The 21,136-nt window shown below is 60.2% G+C and carries 17 protein-coding genes; 8 read left to right on the top strand and 9 right to left on the bottom strand.

The window, feature by feature from the left end:
• The first annotated feature begins 37 nt into the window (after positions 1-37).
• The 4 genes from FEE99_RS11590 to FEE99_RS11575 all read left to right on the top strand — a co-directional run bounded on the left by FEE99_RS11590 (position 38) and on the right by FEE99_RS11575 (position 4,267).
• On the top strand, positions 38-961 hold the full coding sequence (locus tag FEE99_RS11590) for a LysR family transcriptional regulator (protein ID WP_016771199.1): 924 nt from the start codon (positions 38-40) through the stop codon (positions 959-961).
• Between the two features lie 14 nt (positions 962-975).
• Positions 976-1,779, top strand: a complete 804-nt coding sequence (locus FEE99_RS11585) for an alpha/beta fold hydrolase (protein WP_041478823.1) — start codon at positions 976-978, stop codon at positions 1,777-1,779.
• A gap of 3 nt (positions 1,780-1,782) precedes the next feature.
• Positions 1,783-2,346: a peptidylprolyl isomerase gene (locus FEE99_RS11580; RefSeq protein WP_041478824.1), complete on the top strand. Its 564-nt coding sequence runs from the start codon at positions 1,783-1,785 to the stop codon at positions 2,344-2,346.
• 88 nt (positions 2,347-2,434) lie between these two features.
• A complete protein-coding gene (locus tag FEE99_RS11575) occupies positions 2,435-4,267 on the top strand; it encodes an ABC transporter ATP-binding protein (RefSeq protein ID WP_041478825.1) in 1,833 nt (610 codons plus the stop codon).
• Positions 4,268-4,384: 117 nt separating this feature from the next.
• Here the strand turns inward: FEE99_RS11575 and FEE99_RS11570 are convergent, their stop codons facing one another.
• Positions 4,385-5,509: a GNAT family N-acetyltransferase gene (locus FEE99_RS11570; RefSeq protein WP_041478826.1), complete on the bottom strand. Its 1,125-nt coding sequence runs from the start codon at positions 5,507-5,509 to the stop codon at positions 4,385-4,387.
• A gap of 280 nt (positions 5,510-5,789) precedes the next feature.
• Between FEE99_RS11570 and FEE99_RS11565 the strand changes: the two genes are divergently transcribed.
• Positions 5,790-7,112 carry a putative porin gene (locus FEE99_RS11565; protein WP_041478827.1) on the top strand — a complete coding sequence of 441 codons (1,323 nt, stop codon included), beginning with the start codon at positions 5,790-5,792 and terminating at the stop codon, positions 7,110-7,112.
• Positions 7,113-7,362: 250 nt separating this feature from the next.
• Here the strand turns inward: FEE99_RS11565 and FEE99_RS11560 are convergent, their stop codons facing one another.
• The 5 genes from FEE99_RS11560 to aceK form a co-directional block, all read right to left on the bottom strand.
• Positions 7,363-7,602 carry an anti-sigma factor family protein gene (locus FEE99_RS11560; RefSeq protein WP_041478828.1) on the bottom strand — a complete coding sequence of 80 codons (240 nt, stop codon included), beginning with the start codon at positions 7,600-7,602 and terminating at the stop codon, positions 7,363-7,365.
• On the bottom strand, positions 7,596-8,207 hold the full coding sequence (locus FEE99_RS11555; protein WP_041478829.1) for an RNA polymerase sigma factor: 612 nt from the start codon (positions 8,205-8,207) through the stop codon (positions 7,596-7,598). Before FEE99_RS11555 ends, FEE99_RS11560 begins: the two co-directional genes overlap by 7 nt.
• A 135-nt stretch (positions 8,208-8,342) precedes the next feature.
• Complete coding sequence (locus FEE99_RS11550; protein WP_041478830.1) at positions 8,343-9,464, bottom strand: beta-ketoacyl-ACP synthase III; 1,122 nt, start codon at positions 9,462-9,464, stop codon at positions 8,343-8,345.
• 453 nt (positions 9,465-9,917) lie between these two features.
• Positions 9,918-13,829, bottom strand: coding sequence for an ATP-dependent RNA helicase HrpA (hrpA, locus tag FEE99_RS11545; RefSeq protein WP_041478831.1), 3,912 nt, complete (start codon positions 13,827-13,829; stop codon positions 9,918-9,920).
• 138 nt (positions 13,830-13,967) lie between these two features.
• Entirely contained in the window at positions 13,968-15,689 is a 1,722-nt protein-coding gene (gene aceK / locus FEE99_RS11540; RefSeq protein ID WP_041478832.1) for a bifunctional isocitrate dehydrogenase kinase/phosphatase, read from the bottom strand.
• Positions 15,690-15,903: 214 nt separating this feature from the next.
• Between aceK and FEE99_RS11535 the strand changes: the two genes are divergently transcribed.
• Positions 15,904-16,812: a DMT family transporter gene (locus FEE99_RS11535; protein WP_041478833.1), complete on the top strand. Its 909-nt coding sequence runs from the start codon at positions 15,904-15,906 to the stop codon at positions 16,810-16,812.
• Positions 16,813-16,925: 113 nt separating this feature from the next.
• Here the strand turns inward: FEE99_RS11535 and FEE99_RS11530 are convergent, their stop codons facing one another.
• The gene (locus FEE99_RS11530; RefSeq protein ID WP_041478834.1) at positions 16,926-17,789 is read right to left on the bottom strand and encodes a DMT family transporter; all 864 of its coding nucleotides are present in this window, start codon (positions 17,787-17,789) and stop codon (positions 16,926-16,928) included.
• A 551-nt stretch (positions 17,790-18,340) separates the two neighbouring features.
• On the opposite strand from FEE99_RS11530, the gene FEE99_RS11525 reads away from it, so the two are divergent.
• Together FEE99_RS11525 and FEE99_RS11520 are read left to right on the top strand one after the other, a co-directional pair.
• On the top strand, positions 18,341-18,763 hold the full coding sequence (locus FEE99_RS11525) for a hypothetical protein (RefSeq protein ID WP_305965250.1): 423 nt from the start codon (positions 18,341-18,343) through the stop codon (positions 18,761-18,763).
• A 35-nt stretch (positions 18,764-18,798) separates the two neighbouring features.
• On the top strand, positions 18,799-18,960 hold the full coding sequence (locus FEE99_RS11520; RefSeq protein WP_016771212.1) for a hypothetical protein: 162 nt from the start codon (positions 18,799-18,801) through the stop codon (positions 18,958-18,960).
• A 55-nt stretch (positions 18,961-19,015) separates the two neighbouring features.
• Here FEE99_RS11520 and FEE99_RS11515 read toward each other — a convergent pair whose 3' ends face one another.
• Together FEE99_RS11515 and cysK are read right to left on the bottom strand one after the other, a co-directional pair.
• Complete coding sequence (locus FEE99_RS11515) at positions 19,016-19,954, bottom strand: aspartyl/asparaginyl beta-hydroxylase domain-containing protein (RefSeq protein ID WP_041478836.1); 939 nt, start codon at positions 19,952-19,954, stop codon at positions 19,016-19,018.
• Between the two features lie 184 nt (positions 19,955-20,138).
• A complete protein-coding gene (gene cysK, locus FEE99_RS11510) occupies positions 20,139-21,113 on the bottom strand; it encodes a cysteine synthase A (protein WP_041478837.1) in 975 nt (324 codons plus the stop codon).
• Between the last annotated feature and the right edge of the window lie 23 nt (positions 21,114-21,136).

The raw sequence follows: 21,136 nt of genomic DNA, 5'->3' as shown, positions 1-21,136 counted from the left end.
ATGAGGGACGGCCAGCTTAGGACAAGAGGAGCTATTGATGAAAGCGCCCCGCGTGACCCTTGATCAATGGCGAACGTTGCAGGCCGTGGTCGACCACGGCGGATTCGCCCAGGCCGCCGAGGCCCTGCACCGTTCGCAATCGTCGGTGAGCTACACCGTCGCCCGCATGCAGGATCAGCTCGGCGTGCCGTTGCTGCGCATCGACGGGCGCAAAGCTGTGCTCACCGAGGCCGGCGGCGTATTGCTGCGCCGTTCGCGGCAATTGGTCAAACAGGCCAGCCAACTCGAAGACCTCGCCCATCACATGGAGCAAGGCTGGGAAGCGGAAGTGCGGCTGGTGGTGGATGCGGCCTACCCGAGCGCGCGGATCGTCCGCGCCCTGACCGCGTTCATGCCGCAGAGTCGCGGCTGCCGCGTGCGTTTGCGCGAGGAAGTGTTGTCGGGGGTCGAGGAAGTGCTGCTCGAAGGCGTGGCGGACCTGGCGATCACCGGCCTGAGCATTCCGGGCTACCTGGGTGCGGAGTTGAGCGATGTCGAGTTCGTCGCCGTTGCCCATCCTGATCACCCGCTGCATCGGCTCAACCGCGAGCTGAGCTTTCAGGATCTGGAAACCCAGATGCAAGTGGTGATCCGCGACTCCGGGCGCCAACAGCCGCGTGATGTCGGCTGGCTCGGCGCCGAACAGCGCTGGACCGTCGGCAGCCTCGCCACCGCCGCGACCTTTGTCAGCAGCGGCCTGGGTTTTGCCTGGCTACCGCGGCACATGATCGACCGTGAATTGAAGGATGGTTCGCTCAAGCTGCTACCGTTGGATCGAGGCGGCAGCCGCAATTCGAGCTTCTATCTGTATTCGAACAAGGACAAACCCCTGGGCCCGGCCACGCAAATCCTCATCGAACTGCTGCGCACCTTCGACACCTTGCCGCTGGACGCACCGTTCGCCGCACCTGAACAAGCCTGACAAGGAGTTCACCGATGGCGTATTTCGAGCACGAAGGTTGCAACCTGCACTACGAGGAATATGGCCACGGTGCGCCGTTGCTGCTGGTTCACGGGCTCGGCTCGAGCACCCTGGACTGGGAAATGCAGATCCCGGCGCTGGCCGTGCACTACCGGGTGATCGTCCCGGACATACGCGGCCACGGGCGCTCGGACAAACCCCGCGAGCGCTACAGCATCGCCGCATTCAGCGCTGACCTGCTGGCCTTGATCGAGCACCTGCGCCTTGGCCCGGTGCACTACGTCGGGCTGTCGATGGGCGGGATGATCGGTTTTCAACTGGCTGTCGATCAGCCGCAGGTGCTCAAGAGCCTGACCATCGTCAACAGCGCGCCACAAGTCAAATTGCGCACCCGCGACGACTACTGGCAGTGGTTCAAACGCTGGAGCCTGATGCGCCTGCTCAGCCTGGAAACCATCGGCAAAGCCCTCGGCAGCAAACTTTTCCCCAAGCCGGAACAGGCCGATCTGCGACGGAAAATGGCCGAACGCTGGGCAAAAAACGACAAACGTGCTTATCTCGCCAGCTTCGATGCGATCGTGGGCTGGGGCGTTCAGGAACGACTTTCCCGGGTGTCCTGTCCAACGCTCGTCATCAGCGCCGACCGTGATTACACGCCGGTGGCGTTAAAAGAAACCTATGTAAAACTGTTGCCGGATGCGCGGCTGGTGGTCATCGCCGACTCGCGCCATGCCACCCCGCTCGATCAACCCGAACGCTTCAATCAAACGCTGCTGGATTTTCTCGCCACAGCCGACCTTCACTCTCAGGATCACTGACACATGCTGAAAAAACTCGCCCTCGCCGCCGGCTCCGTACTGTTTGCCGCCAACCTGATGGCTGCTACCCCGGCCAAGGCGCCCCACGTGCTGCTGGACACCACCAACGGCCAGATCGAAATCGAACTGGACCCGGTCAAGGCACCGATCAGCACGAAGAACTTCCTTGAATACGTCGACAGCGGTTTCTACAACAACACCATTTTCCACCGCGTGATCCCGGGCTTCATGGCTCAGGGCGGCGGCTTCACTCAGCAGATGCAACAGAAAGAAACCAAGGCGCCGATCAAGAACGAAGCCAGCAATGGCCTGCACAACGTTCGTGGCACCCTGTCGATGGCGCGTACTTCCAACCCTGATTCGGCGACCAGCCAGTTCTTCATCAACGTTGCCGACAACGCATTCCTCGATCCGGGCCGTGACGCCGGTTACGCGGTGTTCGCCAAAGTGGTCAAGGGCATGGATGTCGTGGACATCATCGTCAACTCGCAGACCACCACCAAAAGCGGCATGCAAAACGTGCCTGTCGACCCTGTGATCATCAAGTCGGCCAAGCGCATCGACTGAGTTTCGCCGGGCATATCGAGCGGCGTGGGGCTGAGCCTGCGCCGCTCGCACTGATAAAAGGAGAGCCCGGATTCCGGGCGGTTATCTGATGCTCTATCGCCGTTTCGAACAACTGATCGATATCTTCCGCGACGCCCCGACGGCGTCCCCGCCGGACCGCGTCTGGCCCTTCTATACCTATTACCTGAAGCAGGTCTGGCCGAGCTTCGCCGCCCTGCTCGTGGTTGGCCTGTTCGCCGCGTTGATCGAAGTGGCGCTGTTCAGTTACCTGAGCCGCATCATCGATCTGGCCCAAGGCACGCCCAACCCGGATTTCTTCAGCGACCACGCCCTCGAATTGACCTGGATGCTGGTGGTCGCCCTGGTGTTGCGACCGATCTTCTTCGGCCTGCACGACCTGTTGGTGCATCAGACCCTGAGCCCGGGCATGACCAGCATGATCCGCTGGCAGAACCACAGTTACGTGCTCAAGCAGAGCCTGAATTTCTTCCAGAACGACTTCGCCGGGCGCATCGCCCAGCGCATCATGCAGACCGGCAACTCGCTGCGCGATTCCGCCGTGCAAGCGGTGGACGCGCTGTGGCACGTGGTGATCTATGCGATCAGCTCGCTGGTGCTGTTCGCCGAGGCCGACTGGCGCCTGATGATCCCTTTGCTGACCTGGATCGTCGCCTACATCGGCGCACTGTATTACTTCGTGCCGCGCGTGAAAGAGCGTTCGGTGGAAGCCTCTGACGCGCGCTCGAAATTGATGGGCCGTATCGTCGACGGCTACACCAACATCGCCACGCTGAAACTGTTCGCTCACACCAACTTCGAACAGCACTACGCCAAGGAAGCGATCGAGGAACAGACCGTCAAAGCGCAGATGGCCGGTCGCGTGGTGACCAGCATGGACGTGGCGATTACCACCATGAACGGCCTGCTGATCGTCGGCACCACGGCGCTGGCATTGTGGCTGTGGACGCAGTCGCTGATCACCGTCGGCGCGATTGCCCTGGCCACCGGCCTGGTGATTCGCATCGTCAACATGTCCGGCTGGATCATGTGGGTTGTCACCGGCATTTTCGAAAACATCGGCATGGTCCAGGACGGTCTGCGCACCATTTCGCAACCGGTCAGCGTCACCGACCGCGAGCAGGCCAAACCGCTGGCCGTGGCCTCGGGCGAAGTGCGTTTCGAGCACGTGGATTTTCACTACGGCAAGAAGAAAGGCATCATCGGCGACCTCAACCTGAACATCAAACCGGGGGAAAAAATCGGCTTGATCGGCCCGTCCGGCGCCGGCAAATCAACCTTGGTCAACCTGTTGCTGCGCCTGTACGACGTCGAGGGCGGGCGCATCCTGATCGATGGGCAGAACATTGCCGAAGTCGGCCAGGAAAGCCTGCGTGCGCGGATCGGCATGATCACCCAGGACACCTCGCTGTTGCACCGCTCGATCCGCGACAACTTGCTTTACGGCAAACCCGACGCCACCGACGCCGAACTGTGGGAGGCGGTGCACAAGGCTCGCGCCGATGAGTTCATTCCACTGCTGTCCGACGCTGAAGGCCGCACCGGTTTCGACGCGCATGTCGGCGAGCGCGGGGTGAAACTCTCGGGCGGTCAGCGCCAGCGCATCGCGATTGCGCGGGTACTGCTCAAGGACGCGCCGATCCTGATCATGGACGAAGCCACCTCTGCACTGGATTCGGAAGTCGAAGCGGCGATTCAGGAAAGCCTCGAGACCTTGATGCAGGGCAAAACCGTGATCGCCATCGCCCACCGCCTCTCGACCATCGCGCGCATGGACCGTCTGGTGGTGCTGGAAAACGGCAAGATCGCCGAAAGCGGCACCCACGCCGAACTGCTCGCCCATCGCGGTTTGTATGCGCGCTTGTGGGCGCACCAGACCGGAGGCTTTGTCGGCATCGATTGATCGCGCGATATGATCGTTCCCACGCTCCGCGTGGGAACGCCTCAAGGGACGCTCCGCGTCCAGTGACGCGGAGCGTCACGGCCCGCATTCCCACGCAGAGCGTGGGAACGATCATGGTCAGATTTGGCGATAGGGCAAGGCTGCTCTTGCTTCTTCGGCATAGGCCAGAACCCCGGCGCGCTCCTGCTGAAGAAAATCCTTCACCGCCGCTTTCAACCCCGGATGGCGCAGGTAATGCCAGGAATGGGTGATTACCGGTTCGAAGCCGCGAATCAACTTGTGCTCGCCCTGCGCCCCGGCATCGAAACGCTGGATGCCATGGGCAATCGCGTAATCCATGCCCTGATAAAAACACGTCTCGAAATGCAGCCGATCAAACTCGGCCAGGCAGCCCCAATAACGCCCGTAGAAACTGTCGCCACCGACCAGGCTGAACGCCATCGCCACCGGCCGTGAGCCCTGTTTGGCAAGAACCACCCGAATCGCTTCGGGCATACGTTCGGCCAGCAGGCTGAAGAACTCCCGCGTCAGATACGGCGCCTGACGCCGCACCGCGTAGGTGTTGGCATAGCAGGCGTACACGAAATCCCACTGTGCCTCGCCCAGCTCACGCCCCTCCAGCCACTCGAACTCGAAGCCCTGCCCCGCCACCTGCTCGCGTTCCTTGCGCATCTGCTTGCGCTTGCGCGAACTGAGGGCGTCGAGAAAATCCTGAAAGTCGCGGTAACCACGGTTCTGCCAGTGATATTGACAGCCGATGCGCTGCAGCCAGCCCGGTTGCTCGGCCATCGCCGCATCGGTAAACGGATCAGTGAAATTGATGTGCGCGCTGGACAGTTCTTCGATCTGCAGATAGCCCGGCAGGCTTTTCAGCAGTTCGAAACCGTCCTCGACCTTCGCCGCCAGCAAGCGCGGACCGCTGACCGGGCTGAAGGGCACGGCAGTCAGTAGTTTGGGGTAGTAATCAATACCGGCACGCGCGCAGGCGTCAGCCCAACCGTGATCGAAGACGTACTCGCCGTAGGAGTGCCACTTGCGATAACTGGGCAGTGCGGCGATCAGTCGATCATCTTCGATGTGCAGTAAATGTTCGGGCTGCCAGCCTGAATGCGGGCCGACACTGCCACTGTCTTCCAGCGCACTGAGGAAGGCGTGACGCAGGAACGGCTGGTTGTCCGGCACCAGCGCATCCCAGCTTTCCGGGGCGATTTCTGACAGGTCTTGCAGGCGTTGCAACGGCATTCACTGGCACTCCACAGCTTGGCGACAAAGCCCGGCGAGTATCGCTGATCGCGACCCCGTTGCACACGCTCAATCGGCCGACAGCGCTCTAACTCGATAGTTCACGCCTGATACGCATCGTCATCAACCTGCCATCACTGTGCCACCGCTCTGTCATAAACCATCGCGATACTGGCGCCTGTTTTTAGAGCGCCGGGTTCTAACCCGGACACAGTTTTCCGGCCTTCAGCCGGTTGTGCCCAGGATGGTTCAGCCATCCCCTTCATCTTCGGAGATTGCTATGCGTCTTGCTTCCACGAAAACTGCAGCGGCCCTGTGCGGCGGCTTGTTGCTGGCCATGAGCGTTCCGGCCAGTGCTGCAGTCGACGCCAAACTGCTCGACATGCTCAAGGCCAACGGGTCGATTTCCCAGGCGCAGTACATCGAGCTGCAAACAGAACTGGCCAAGGATCAGAAGGCTCAGCAAATCGCCCAACAGGCGCAGCAGGAAACCAACGAACAAGTGGCGGCGGTCGCGAAGAAGACCAACGAACAGAGCCTGTTCGACCAGAAACTGGCCTGGGCGGCGAAGACCCAGTTCAAGGGCGACGTACGTATTCGTCAGGAAACCATCAAGATCGACGGCGAGCCGAACAACGGCGGCCGCGACAAGGATCGCCAGCGCATCCGTGCGCGTCTGGGCGCCTACACCGAGATCAACCCGCAAGTCGACACCGGTATCCGCATCGCCACTGGCGGCGGTGACGACGCGCGCTCGACCAACCAGGATCAGGACAACTACTTCGACAAGAAGCAGATCTGGCTGGACCTCGGCTACATCGACTACCACCCGGATCAGATCAAGAACCTGCACGTGATCGGCGGCAAGATGCTGCAACCGTGGGTGAGCATGGGCGACGTGATCTGGGACAGCGATATCAACCCGGAAGGTCTGGCCGTTACCTACAAGTATCCATTGGGCGGCAGCGCCGAATTGTTCGGCAGCCTGGGTAACTACAACCTCAAGGACAACGTTGACGGCGACGGCGTGCAATTCCGCCACGACCTGCGCCTGACCGCTGGCCAGTTGGGCAGCCGCTTCAACATCACCGACAACCTGAAAATGACAGTCGGCGGCAGTGTCTACGCCTACCAGAACGACGAAGACAGCCGCTGCACCGGCACCTCGACGCCGTGCGCCCTGGCGGTCAACGGCAACTCGGCGAACAACGAATTCCGTCTGTATGAAGGGTTCAGCCAGATCGACATCGGCGGCCTGCCAATGCCACTGTCGTTCTACGGCCAGTACGTGAAGAACAACGATGCCGTGACCGATCAGGACACCGCATGGTTGCTCGGCGCCAAGTCGAAAGTGTTCGGCTTCAACCTCGACTACAACTATCGCGACGTGCAGCGCAACGCCGTGGTCGGCGCCTTCACCGACTCCGACTTCGCCAACGGCACCACCGGTTCGCGCGGGCACAAGTTCAAGGTCGGTTACGACATCGACAAGAACTTCGCCGTCGGCGCTACGTACTTCCTGACCAAGGCCGACTTCGCCAGCCGCAGCCAGCGCGATGCAGACGCCAACACCCTGCAGCTGGATGCTGAAGCGAAGTTCTAAAACGGCAGCTGCAAGCTACAAGCTACAAGCCAAGAGCTGCGAGTGAATGCCTTTACTTGCAGCTTGAGGCTTGAAGCTGCCTCACTCCGGTGCGGGCGGGACGATCCCCATCATCCGTTCGTTTCACCCGCACCGGGTTATTTCTGCAGGATGCAAAAACCCCTGTAGGAGCTGCCGAAGGCTGCGATCTTTTGATCTTGATCCTGAAAACAAGATCAAAAGATCGCAGCCTCGTTTCACTCGACAGCTCCTACAGGGGGTTGTCTTTTCGTCGTTGCTCGGCCAGGCGTTCGGCCAAGGCATCGACGTTCTCGTCCGGTTTGTCCGGCAGCGCCTTCAGGGTTGCCTGCATCACGCGCATCTGCCGCATGAAACGCCGGCAGTGGGGGCAGAACAACAGGTGATGACGCACCATCAGCGTCTCGCGAAAGCTCAGTTGGCCGTCGAGATAATCGCTGGATCGTGCCACTTGCTCCTTGCAGGTCAACATTCTCCTGTCTCCTCAAAATGTTCCACGGTCGCAAAGACCTTCAAACGTGCCCGATGCAGCAGCACGCGGACATTGGAGAGCGAAATCTCCAGAAGATTACAGATCTCTTCCAGCTCCAGGCCCTGGCGTTCGCGCAACAGCAGGACACTGCTCTGCAACTCGGACAGACTCAGCAACGTATGTTCGAGGCATTCGCGCAGTTCGTTTTCGGTGAGTAGCGCTTCGGGGGTGTCCTGGTGCCAGGCGAACGGCGCGACCAGCCAGTGGCCATCGCTGGAAGAGAAGCGATCGTCACCGATGGTGCCGTGGGGCGATGGCAGGTCGTCGAGCAGGACCTCCCGGCGATTGAGCTTGTAGCGACTCTTGGCCGAATTGGCGGTGATGGTCAGCAACCAGGTCTTGAGGCTGGAACGGCCTTCGAAGCTGGCCAGATGACGCACCACCGACAGCCAGGCATCCTGCACCACTTCCTCGACATGACGCTGGCCGACAATCGCGTAAGCCACAGCGCGCATGGCGCTCTGATACGTGGTGACCAATTCCTTGAAAGCCTTTTGCTCCCCCGCCAGCAGGCGCGTGAGCAGTTGGGTGTCGTCAGCCGCCATCCATCAATCCCCTTGTCCGGACTTCGAAAATGAACGCGGCAGGTGTGCACCTGCCGCGACGTCCGAAAAATTACAGCGTTTCAATCGCTTCGGATGTAGGAAAGATCGACGCGATTAAGGGGAAATTAACCTGTTTCAGCGCTTGCGCAGCAACACGCTACCGATCGAATAACCGGCACCGAACGAACTGAGCACCGCCAGCGAACCCGAGGCCAGATCATCCTGGTATTTGTGGAAGGCAATGACCGAACCGGCCGAGCTGGTGTTGGCGTAGCTGTCGAGAATCACCGGGGCTTCTTCTTCGGTAGCTTCGCGGCCGAGCAGCTTGCGCACGATCAGGTGGTTCATGCTCAGATTGGCCTGGTGCAGCCAGAAGCGTTTCACGTCGCCAACGTTGAGCTGGTTCTCTTGCAGATGCTCGCCGATCAGTTCGGCGACCATCGGGCAGACATCCTTGAACACCTTGCGGCCTTCCTGCACGAACAGCTTGTCGCGGGCACCGATGCCCTCTTCCGCCGCGCGGTTGAGGAAGCCGAAGTTGTTGCGGATGTTGTTGGAGAACTTGGTCAGCAATTTGGTGCTGACCACGTCGAACTGGTACGCGGAGGTCGCCAGATCCGCGCGTTCGATGATCACCGCAGTCGCGGCATCGCCGAAGATGAAATGGCTGTCGCGATCACGGAAGTTCAGGTGCCCGGTGCAGACCTCCGGGTTGACCATCAGGATCGCCCGCGCCTGGCCCAGTTGCACGCTGTTGGCGGCGGCCTGGATGCCGAAGGTGGCGGAAGAACACGCCACGTTCATGTCGAAACCAAAACCTTCGATGCCCAACGCTTCCTGGACTTCGATGGCGATGGCCGGGTAAGCGCGTTGCAGGTTGGAGCAGGCGACGATCACGCCGTCGATGTCGGCTGCGGTTTTGCCGGCTCGTTGCAGGGCTTGTTCAGCCGCGCCAACGGCCATCTGGCAGAGCACCGACCATTCATCGTTGGAACGCTCGGGCAAGCGCGGGGCCATGCGTTGCGGATCGAGGATGCCGTCCTTGTCCATGACAAAGCGGCTCTTGATGCCCGAGGCTTTTTCGATGAACGCGGCGCTGGATTCGGTCAGGGCCTGGACTTCACCGCTGGCAATGGCCCCGGCGTTATCGGCGTTGAACTGGGCGACGTAGGTATTGAAAGACTGCACCAGCTCTTCGTTGGAGATGCTGTTGGCCGGTGTGTACAGGCCGGTGCCGCTGATGACGACATTATGCATGGTCGTTTCTCTAATCTGTTCAGGCAGAAAGTGCTGGAACCGTCGTACCAACACGCAAAGGGTCTATTCCCATCCGGGGGACGCAAACCTGGCATCGTTTTATTCCGCAGCGCGACACGGCCGAAGGCTCTGGGTCGCGAAACGGCGGGTTATGGTGGCGAAGTTTGCCATAAACCCAGAATTTTGGCGCCTTTCTCCTGCTCAACTCGATCCCTGCAGGAGCTGCCGAAGGCTGCGATCTTTTGATGATCGTTCCCGCGCTCCGCGTGGGAATGCAGCCCGTGACGCTCCGCGTCACTGGACGCGGAGCGTCCCCAGAGGCATTCCCACGCAGAGCATGGGAACGATCGATGAACCGAGGTTGCAGGTTTTGGGGCGGCTTCGCCACCCAACGGGGATAAATCCCCTCGCCACAAAGCCCGCTTTCACAGGGGGATTGTGTATGGCTGCAGGTCAGGGCTCGACCTGACTCCACTGTTTGCTCAGGCGCTTGTCCGAGATCGGCACTTTCGTCCCCAACTGCTGAGCAAACAGCGACACGCGGTATTCCTCCAGCCACCAGCGGTACAACTCCAGCTGCGGATCACGCTTGCCTTCCTGCGCATGCTTGGCCGCGCGGGTCTGGTATTGCGCCCACAGGCCAGCGAGTTCGCCACTCCAGACGCGATCCTTCTGCACCTGTGCGCCGAGTTTCTCGAAACGCTGCTCGACCGCTTTCAGGTAACGCGGCAACTCTTTGAGCCACTGCATCGGCGTTTCGCGGACGAAACCCGGATAGACCAGATTGCCGATCTGCTGCTTGATGTCGTTCAACGCCACCGCTTGCGCCAGATCGATCTTGCCCTTGAAGCGTTTTTGCAGACCGTGCCAGATCTTGAGGATTTCCAGCGTCAGCCGCGCGACCCGCTCGGCGTGCTCCGTCCAGTTGCCGCGCTTGCGCTCGGCCAGTGCCGCCAATCCGGCGCCATCCCGGGGCAAAGGATCTTCGCCTTCGAGAATGCAGCTGTCGAGGCTGGCCAGCAGAATGTCTTCGACCAGCGCATCGACCCGGCCCAGCTCACGATAAAGCAAGCCCAGTTCAGTCTGCCCGGGCAACTTGCCGCGCAGGAACTTGGCCGGCTCGGCCAGTTGCTGCATCAACAAACGCTGCAAGGCCCGACGATGCTGGAACTCAGCTTCGGCCGGAGTCGAGAAGCGTCCCTCCTTGACCGTGCCGCCCTCTTCCACCAGCGCCGGGTACACCGTCATCGACAGCCCGGCGATCTTCTGCTGGGTCTTTTCCGCCACCGGGGCAAAGACTTTCGCCTCCACCGGCTGCTGACTTTTCGCACTCTGCGGCACCGCCAGCGCGGCCTGGCTGGCTTCGGCGAAGCGTGCGGTCAGCTCAGCCAGATCGCGGCCTTCGCCAAGGAACTTGCCCTCGCCGTCGACGATTTCCAGGTTCATGCGCAGATGGCTTTCAACCTGCTGCGCCGCTTCCGCCCACGCTTCATCGCTGACCCGCGCGCCGGTCATGCGCAGTAGCTCGCGACCGAGCGCTTGCGGCAGCGAACCTTCGGCGAAAGTCATGCGCTGCAACGCGGCCTTGATGAAGTCCGGCACTGGCACGAAGTTCTTGCGCAGGGCTTTCGGCAGGTTGCGCACCAGGGCAATGCACTTGGCCTCGATCAGGCCCGGCACCAGCCATTCCAGACGCTCCGGCGGCAACATCGGCAGCAACGGCGCCGGCACGCGCAAGGTCACGCCGTCGCGCGGGTGATTGGGTTCGAAATGGTAGGTCAGCGCCAGTTCCAGATCGCCGATGTGCAGGGTGTCCGGGTAATCACGGGCGGTGACTTCACTGGCCTCGCGGGCCAGCACGTCTTCTTCGCGCATGATCAGCAGCTGCGGGTCTTTCTGGCTGTTGACCTTGTACCAACTGTCGAAGGTCGCGGTCTGGTGGATCTCCGCCGGCAGACGCGCATCGTAGAAGGCGTACAAGGTTTCTTCGTCGGCGAGAATGTCGCGACGGCGAGCCTTGGCTTCCAGTTCGTCGAGCTGTTCGAGCAGCTTCTGATTGGCGCTCAGGCACTTGGCCCGCGACTGAATCTCGCCGCGCACCAGGCCTTCGCGGATAAACAGCTCACGGGATACCACCGGATCGACCGGGCCGTAATGCACCGGGCGGCGACCGACCACGATCAGGCCGAACAGGGTGATCTGCTCATAGGCTACGACCTGGCCGCGCTTCTTCTCCCAATGCGGCTCGAAGTGATTCTTCTTGATCAGGTGCCCGGCCAGCGGCTCGATCCAGTCGGCATCGATCTTGGCGACCATGCGCGCGTACAGCTTGGTGGTTTCCACCAGTTCGGCGGTCATCAGCCACTGCGGACGCTTCTTGCCGATGCCCGACGACGGATGAATCCAGAAGCGCCGCTGCCGCGCCCCGAGGTAATCGCCGTCTTCGGTTTTCTGGCCAATCTGGCTGAGCAAGCCGACCAGTACCGCTTTGTGCAGCTTCGGATAATCCGCCGGCTCTTTGTTCAGGCTCAGCTGCATGTCGCGGCAGATCAGGCTCAATTGACGGTGAGAATCACGCCACTCGCGCAAGCGCAGGTAATTGAGGAAATTCTTCCGGCACCAGTTGCGCAGCGGGTTGGCGGTCAGCGCCTGACGCTGCTCTTCAAAACCGCGCCACAGATTGACCAGTCCGGCGAAGTCGGAATCAGGATCTTTCCATTGCGCGTGGGCCTGATCCGCCGCTTGCTGACGCTCCGGCGGACGCTCGCGAGGGTCCTGAATCGACATGGCGCTGGCGACGATCAGCACTTCCTGCAAACTGCCGAGCCTGGCCGCTTCCAGGAGCATGCGGCCCATGCGCGGGTCGACCGGCAAGCGCGCCAATTGTCGACCGAGTGGCGTCAGCTGGCTGTTGCGATCCACCGCCGACAGTTCTTGCAGCAGGTTGAAACCGTCGCTGATCGCCTTGCCGTCCGGGGGTTCGATAAACGGGAACGCGGTGATTTCGCCGAGGCGCAGATGGAGCATCTGCAAAATAACGGCGGCGAGGTTGGTGCGCAGAATTTCCGGATCGGTAAATTCCGGGCGGCCGAGGAAATCCTCTTCGCTGTACAAACGCACGCAGATACCCGGCTCGACCCGGCCGCAACGACCTTTACGCTGATTGGCGCTGGCCTGGGAAATCGCTTCGATCGGCAAGCGCTGCACCTTGGCCCGATAGCTGTAGCGACTGATGCGCGCGGTGCCGCTGTCGATCACATAGCGAATGCCCGGTACGGTCAACGAGGTTTCGGCGACGTTGGTCGCCAGCACCACACGACGGCCCGGGTGCGACTGGAAGATGCGCTGCTGTTCAGCCGGCGACAGGCGCGCGTACAGCGGCAGGATTTCAGTGTGCTTGAGCTGGGCCTTGCGCAGCATGTCGGCAGCATCGCGAATCTCGCGCTCGCCGGGCAAAAACACCAGTACGTCACCGGGACTGCGCCGTTCGCTGCGCTCGTAGGCGGCGATTTCGTCGAGGGTGGCGAGAATCGCCTGATCGACGGTCAGGTCATCCTCGACCCGGTTGCCCTCCTCGTCCTGCTCCAGGGTCAGCGGCCGGTACCAGGTTTCCACCGGGAAAGTACGCCCCGACACTTCGACGATCGGCGCGTCATCGAAGTGCTTGGAGAAGCGCTCCAGATCGATGGTCGCCGACGTGATGATGACCTTCAGGTCGGGACGGCGTGGCAGCAGGGTTTTCAAGTAACCGAGGAGGAAATCGATGTTGAGGCTGCGTTCGTGGGCTTCGTCGACGATGATCGTGTCGTAGCGTTCCAGATAACGGTCGTTCTGGGTTTCCGCCAGCAGAATGCCGTCGGTCATCAGTTTGATCAGGGTGTTGGCATCGCTTTGATCTTCGAAACGCACCTGATAGCCGACCAGCGCTCCAAGCGGCGTGCCGAGTTCTTCGGCGACACGGCTGGCGACGCTGCGCGCGGCGATCCGACGCGGCTGGGTATGGCCGATCAGACCGTGCTGGCCGCGACCGATTTCCAGGCAGATTTTCGGCAACTGGGTGGTTTTACCCGAACCGGTTTCGCCAGCGATGATCAGCACCTGATGTTGCTCCAGGGCCTTCTTGATCTCGTCGCGCTTGGCCGCAATCGGCAAACTGTCGTCGTAACGAATCACCGGCAGGCTCGCGCGACGCGCCAGTACCTGATCACAGGACGCCTGCATGCGCGTCACCCACTGGGCCAGTTTGGCCTCGTCGGGTTTCTTGCGCAGCTCAAGCAACTGCCGCCGCAGCCGGTGACGGTCGGCGAGCATGGCGTGATCGAGGTTTTTCAGCAGTTTGTCGATGGAGGGCGATTCGTCGGTCATCGGGTAGGCAATTCGGTCGTCTATTTATGCAGGGGCGGATTGTGGCAGAAAAGCAGCTGCAAGCGCCAAGCTACAAGCCGCAAGTCACTGCGGCTTTCAACTTGCAGCTTGAAGCTTGCCGCTTGCAGCTGCGTCTTGTTATTCGTTATCGAGGCCCTTGCGCCGGTATGGGAAGACGTCGATGACCTTCCCCGCCCGAATCGCCTCCTGCAAGCCCTTCCAGTAATCCGCGTTGTACAACTCGCCATGCAACTGGTCGAACAGCTTGCGCTGCCCGGCATCGGCAAACAGGAACGGTGGAAACTCTTCGGGAAACACGTCCAGCGGGCCGATCGAGTACCACGGCTCAGAGGCCATTTCGTCCTCCGGCGTGCGCGGTTGCGGGATGTGGCGGAAGTTGGCTTCGGTCAGGAAACAGATTTCGTCGTAATCGTAAAACACCACGCGCCCGTGACGGGTGACGCCGAAGTTTTTCAGCAGCATATCCCCGGGAAAAATATTCGCCGCCGCCAGCTGCTTGATTGCCAGGCCATAATCCTCAAGCGCTTCACGTACCTGGGCGTCGTTGGCATTTTCCAGATACAGGTTGAGCGGCGTCATCCGGCGTTCGGTCCAGCAGTGGCGGATCAGCACGGTTTCGCCTTCGACCGAAACCGTCGACGGCGCCACCTCAAGCAGTTCTTCTAGGCACGCCGGATCGAACTTGCTCAGCGGAAAGCGAAAATCGGCAAACTCCTGGGTATCGGCCATACGCCCGACCCGATCGACGCTTTTCACCAGCCGATACTTTTCGATCACCGTGGCGCGATCGACGTTCTTCGACGGTGAGAAACGGTCCTTGATTATTTTGAATACGGTGTTGAAACCCGGCAGGGTGAACACGCTCATGACCATGCCGCGCACGCCAGGGGCCATGATGAACTGATCGTCAGTGTTGGCCAGATGATTGATCAGCGCGCGGTAAAACTCCGATTTGCCGTGCTTGTAGAAGCCGATCGAGGTGTACAGCTCGGCGATGTGCTTGCCCGGCAGGATGCGCCGCAGAAAACCGATGAACTCTGCCGGCACCGGGACATCGACCATGAAATACGAACGGGTAAAAGAAAAGATGATCGACACATCGGCTTCGTCGGTGATCAACGCGTCGATCTGAATGCCCCGGCCTTCGCGGTGCAACAGCGGAATCACCAGCGGCCATTGCTCGTCGCGGGTGTAGATGCGTCCGACCAGATACGCGCCCTTGTTGCGGTAGAGCACCGAGGAAAACAGCTCGACACTCAGCTCCGGGTCCTTGCACACCCAGTCCGGCAGGTTCTCGCGCAATTGCGCTTCGAGCCGCAGCAAGTCGCCGGGCAAATCAGCGTAATCCTCGCTGAAGCGGTAATCGGCGAAGATGCTGGCGAGCATCCCGGACAACTGGCCCTGCGGCTTGTACGTACGGGTTTGCGCGGCGCGGGCACGGCGCAGGCTTGGGCGCGTGGTGTGGATGAACATGCAGCCGTCGCTGATCAGGTCGTGGCTGAACAGCCCGCAGAAAATCGAGTTGTACCAGGTTTCGGACAGCTCATCGTCGAAGCGCAGGTCGATCACACTGATATAGGCGCTTTTCACCAGCGGCCAGCAGCTGACGTTCATCAGGGTCTCTTCGTCGAAATACTCGCGCAGGCGAACGACGGTTTCGCCAACCTTTTCCTCATACAGACTGATCCGCGCCGCCGAGGCGGCCTGGGCTTCTTGCCAGCGCGCCTGTTCGAAACGCTCCCGCGCGCCATCGGTGATGCGGTGGAAATGCTCGCGGTAATCGTCGAAGCCGGCGAGGATCATCCGGGCGATCTCGGTGGCTGGCCATTGCTGCGACATATATGAAACCTCGGCGGGAATTCGGTTGGTCTGAGCTTAGTCACGGAAGCGCTCGCAGGAAAAGCGCAATTTCTGCCAAAACCGATACAGCGCTGACCGTTGACGGTGTTTCTCGCGCAGGTTAATCCCAAGGCAGAATTAAAAGCCCGAATAGCGGTTGCCATGATCCGGACGCTCGGCAACACTCTCGTCCCGATCAAGCAAGGAGCCCGCCGTGAGCCCTGTCGATATTTTCCGCATGTTGTCGCTGGCCGCTATCTGGGGCGCGAGTTTTCTGTTCATGCGCATCATTGCTCCGGTGATCGGCACGATCCCGACCGGGTTCTTTCGCGTGTCGATCGCGGCTGCCGGGCTGCTGGTGATCCTTGGGCTGATGCGCATCAGCTGGGACTTCAAGGGCAAGCTGAAAACCATGATGCTGCTTGGCGTGATCAACTCGGGGATTCCGGCGACGCTGTATTCGGTTGCCGCCCAGGTATTGCCGGCCGGCTATTCGGCGATCTTCAATGCAACCACGCCGCTGATGGGCGTGTTGATTGGCGGTTTGTTCTTCAGCGAGAAACTGACGATTGCCAAGCTGGGCGGTGTGTTCCTCGGCCTGTTCGGCGTCGGCGTGCTGACACGCGCCGGTCCCGTGGCCTTCGACCTGCAACTGCTGATGGGCGCGGTCGCCTGCCTGCTGGCGACCACTTGTTATGGCTTTGCCGGTTTCCTCGCGCGGCGCTGGCTGGATCAGGCCGGTGGGCTGGACAGCCGTTTGTCGGCATTGGGCAGCATGCTCGGGGCGACGTTGTTTTTGCTGCCGCTGTTCGCCTACAGCGTGATCACTGCGCCGCCGGTCAGTTGGGGTGGCTGGCATGTCTGGCTGTCGCTGCTCGGCCTGGGCCTGGGTTGCACGGCGTTTGCCTACATCATCTATTTCCGCCTGCTCAGCTCGATCGGCCCGGTGAAATCGATGACCGTGACCTTCATGATCCCGCCGTTCGGCGTGTTGTGGGGGGCGTTGTTGCTGGATGAGCCGTTGTCGATGGCGCACATTTATGGCGGGGTGCTGATTGCGGCGGCGTTGTGGCTGGTGTTGAAGCCGGCGGTGGTGAGGCCTGCAAAGGTGTCAGTCCGTTAGATTTTCTGCCGCAGATATTCGCGAGCAGGCTCGCTCCCACAGAAAAATACATTCCAATGTGGGAGCGAGCCTGCTCGCGAAAGGCGGCGCAACAAGCGCCACCTGCCTATCGGCTATCCGGTTTTACGGAACACAAATACCAATCCAACAATAATCAGCAGCATTCCCAACACGCTCAACGCCGCCAGCCGGTTACCGAAAATCAGGTAATCCATCACTGCCGTCACCGCCGGCACCAGATAGAACAGGCTGGTGACATTCACCAGATTGCCCCGCGCGATCAGTCGATACAGCAACAGCGTCGCCAGCACCGACACCACCAGGCCCATCCATAACACCGGGACAATAAAGCCTGCGCTGTACTCGAAGTGAAACGGCTGGAACGGTACGAACACCGCGCACAGCAACAGGCCGGCCAGGTACTGCACTGGCAGCGTACCGAGCGGATTGTCGGTGATGCGTTTTTGCATGATCGAGCCGAGCGTCATGCTCGCCAGCGCCAGCAAACCGAACAGCATGCCGGCCCAGGACATTCCGGCCAGACCGATCCCCTGAAAAACCACCATGACCAGCCCGGCCAGGCCCAGCGCCAGGCCGAACAGGCGGCTCGCCGAACGCTGGCGCTCCATCAGCACCACGGTGAGAATCGGCTGAACGCCCATCAGAGTGGCCATCACCCCCGGCGTAACTTTGCAGTCCAGCGCCAGCAGATAAAAGATCTGATAGGCGCCCAACAGCACCACGCCGGTGGCGATCGCGAACAGCATCGGTTTGCCACCCTTGGGCAGCTTCAATTTCAGCAGCGGCGCCAGCAAGACCAGCCCGCACAGGGCGATGGCAAAGCGAATCAGCAGAAAGGCAAAGGGCGAAGCATGGGCCAAGCCCCATTTGGAGAAAATTGCCCCGCTGCTCCACAGCAGAACGAACAGGCTCGTGGACGTCGCCGCGAGCGCGGATTGTTTCGAAAGGACAAACATGAATACCACCTGTAGTCAGGCAAGAAGCCAACTCAGCCGAAGCTGAAATTCAGTAGGTTTTTCTGGCGGGCGCGGGGTTCAGCAGAAACTGCCGATCAGCCCCGAACACCAACGCCCGGCGGCGAAACGACTGCGCACACCGGCGTGCTACTGACAGGTGGAGGGTAATGACTGATCTGCACAGGCTGCCGATTCCCGCACGGCACGACGCCAGCGTTGACCGCTGAATCGACTACCGCGTTGATGAGGGATGCAGGCATGGATGCTGATCTTTATTGAGGAAATGAAGGCGTGAGCATGGCGCTCAAGCGGGCTGACTATAACCAGCCCGGGACACAGATTGCAATGACTTGGGCAATGGGCCGGTAGCGACAGTCTGGCGCCGGGTGGTTAGGGTTATTGGCATGGCAACGGATTGTCAGGAGACATGGAATGCAAGAGATCATATGCCAAGGGAACGGACGTATTTGCGGTATCAGGTTTATCGGTCGGAGGCGAGGAAGCGGGCGGGTGTTGCGACTGCGCAGATGCGATGCATTTCGGGAGCCGACATGTCAGAAGTCCGCTTTGAGCCTATTGATGCTGAAGCACTCGCAGTTTATCAGTCTTGGGACGACCCGATTTTCTCGTGGGAAGACGTCGTCGTCTGGAAAGCTCGAGAACCTCTGTCTCTGGATATCGCAATCTGGTTTGAACAAGAACTCTGCGGGCTATGCTTCGCAAATCCCAACAATAGCCGCCAGCGGATTCGCATCGTGCGACTGGAGGGCAAACCCGGAAAGGTTCACCCGCTGAAAAACCGAATAGCCGCTTTGGCATTGCTCGCCATCGACGAATTCGCCCGAATTATTGGCAGCCAAGTCATCGAAGTTCAGGAACCTATGCCGGGAGCCATTCCGGTTTATCAACAACTCGGCTTCACATTTGATGTGCAAGGTCGCCTTGTTCTACCAGTGGAGAGTGAAGTATCGTGACATCTGTTCATTTATTGACCAGCGAGGGAGGGAGTATGCGCAAAGTCGTTAGAAAATCCCCAAGCAAAAAGGAATTGCGCGAGCCGGTGGAAAAGCTTGATCGACTGGAGTTATCCGCGAATCAGCGCCGTTTTCTGCAGGTCCTTGAAAACGGAACCGACGTGACCGAGCCCAACCTGCTCGCCGGCCGTCCTTGAACCCATCAATAAAAAACCGCTCCCAAAGAGCGGTTTTCTATTGTCTGATCCAGCCTCAACCAAACAACCAGTACCCCAGCAACGTCAGCACCAGCACCGCCAGCACCGGGCGCATTACGCGGTAGGCCTTGGGATGGCGGCGCTTCCACTGCTTGACCACGCCGCTGAAACGGTCGCTGAAGTTCTTGCTCCAGGCATAAGCCTGGTTGATGCCGCCAACGCGTTCGTCATCAAGATTCTGCGGCGCGGTGGCGCGGCCGAGCCAGCCGCTGATGAAGCGGTTGATCCGGGTCATCAAGCGGTTGCTCAGCGGACGTTCGATGTCACAGAACAGAATCACTCGAGTCTGAGCGGTTTCATTCTTGACCCAGTGCACGTAGGTCTCGTCGAACATCACGTCATCGCCGTCGCGCCAGGCATAGACCTGACCGTCAACGAAGATCCGGCAATCATCGGAGTTGGGCGTCGACAAACCGAGGTGATAGCGCAGCGAGCCGGCGAACGGATCGCGGTGCGGGTTGAGGTGACTGCCGCCCGGCAGCAGCGCAAACATCGCGCCCTTGACGTTGGGAATGGCGCTGACCAGCGCCACGGTTTTCGGGCACAGGGCTTCGGCCGATGGCAACGGTTTGTCGTACCACTTCAGATAGAAACGCTTCCAGCCTTTCTTGAAAAACGAACCGAAACCGGCATCGTTATTCTTTTCGGCAGCGCGAATGTAGCCCTCGTCAAACAGGTGCATGGCTTCGTCGCGGATGGTTTCCCAGTTGTCGCGCAGAACATCCAGTTCCGGAAACTTGCTGCGATCCAGATACGGTCTGGATGGCACTGCAGAAAACAGGTACATCAACGCGTTGTAGGGCGCGAACAGCGCGGAGTGGTTGACGAACTGGCGCAATACCGGCAAACGCGCCTTGCCGCGCAAATGCACATAGAGCGTGCTGCCCAGAAACAGCAACAGCACAAACGCCTTGGCGGCAAACGAAACGGTCATCAACAACTCCTTGAATAAAGACAACGCTGCGCAATGCCCTTTACCCGGCATGGCAGCCGGCCATGATAAACACTACCGGCCTGCGGAAAAACCCGCCTGACACAAGATTCAGTGTTAAGCATTACGCAACAAAGCCTTTATTAACATGCAGCACCTGAACCTCGGCTGACCTGAATCAACCGGATTACTGCTGGTTCTCCTGCTCGGTGAACAGGTCACTGAACAGCATGCTCGACAGATAACGCTCGCCCGAATCCGGCAGCACCACGACGATGGTTTTGCCCTGCATCTCTGGTTTCTCCGCCAGACGCACCGCCACCGCCATGGCAGCACCGCAGGAGATGCCGCACAAAATCCCTTCTTCCTGCATCAGTCGCAAAGCCATGGCCTTGGATTCTTCATCGGTCACCTGTTCGACACGATCGACCATCGACAGATCAAGATTCTTCGGCACAAAACCGGCACCGATGCCTTGAATCTTGTGCGGGCTCGGCTTGATTTCGGCACCGGCCAACGCCTGCGTAATCACCGGCGAAGAAGCGGGCTCGACAGCCACGGACAGAATCGGTTTCCCGGCGGTGTTCTTGATATACCGCGAGACACCGGTAATGGTTCCGCCGGTGCCGACGCCAGCCACCAGCACATCCACGGCGCCGTCGGTGTCGTTCCAGATTTCCGGGCCGGTGGTCTTTTCGTGAATCGCCGGGTTGGCCGGATTATCGAATTGCGCCGGCATGAAATATTTATCGGTATCGCTGGCGACGATTTCCGCAGCTTTCTCGATGGCGCCTTTCATGCCCTTGGCCGGCTCGGTCAACACCAGTTCCGCGCCCAAGGCTTTAAGAACCTTGCGGCGCTCGATGCTCATCGATGCCGGCATGGTCAGCATCAACTTGTAGCCCCGCGCAGCGGCGACAAAGGCCAGACCGATACCGGTGTTACCGGAAGTCGGCTCGACAATGGTCATGCCCGGCTTGAGTTTGCCGCTGCCTTCGGCGTCCCAGATCATGTTGGCGCCGATTCGGCATTTGACCGAGTAACCGGGATTGCGCCCCTCGATCTTGGCCAGAATCGTAACCCCGCGCGGCGCGATGCGGTTGATCTGGACCAGCGGCGTATTACCGATGGAATGGGCGTTGTCAGCGTAAATACGGCTCATGGCTGGGTCCTTATGCAGCGTTG

Origin of the sequence: Pseudomonas sp. ef1 (assembly GCF_007293365.2) — a bacterium.
Taxonomy (GTDB): domain Bacteria; phylum Pseudomonadota; class Gammaproteobacteria; order Pseudomonadales; family Pseudomonadaceae; genus Aquipseudomonas; species Aquipseudomonas siliginis.
The sequence above is the reverse complement of the archived record's forward strand: the minus strand, read 5'-3'. Positions and strand labels throughout refer to the sequence as shown.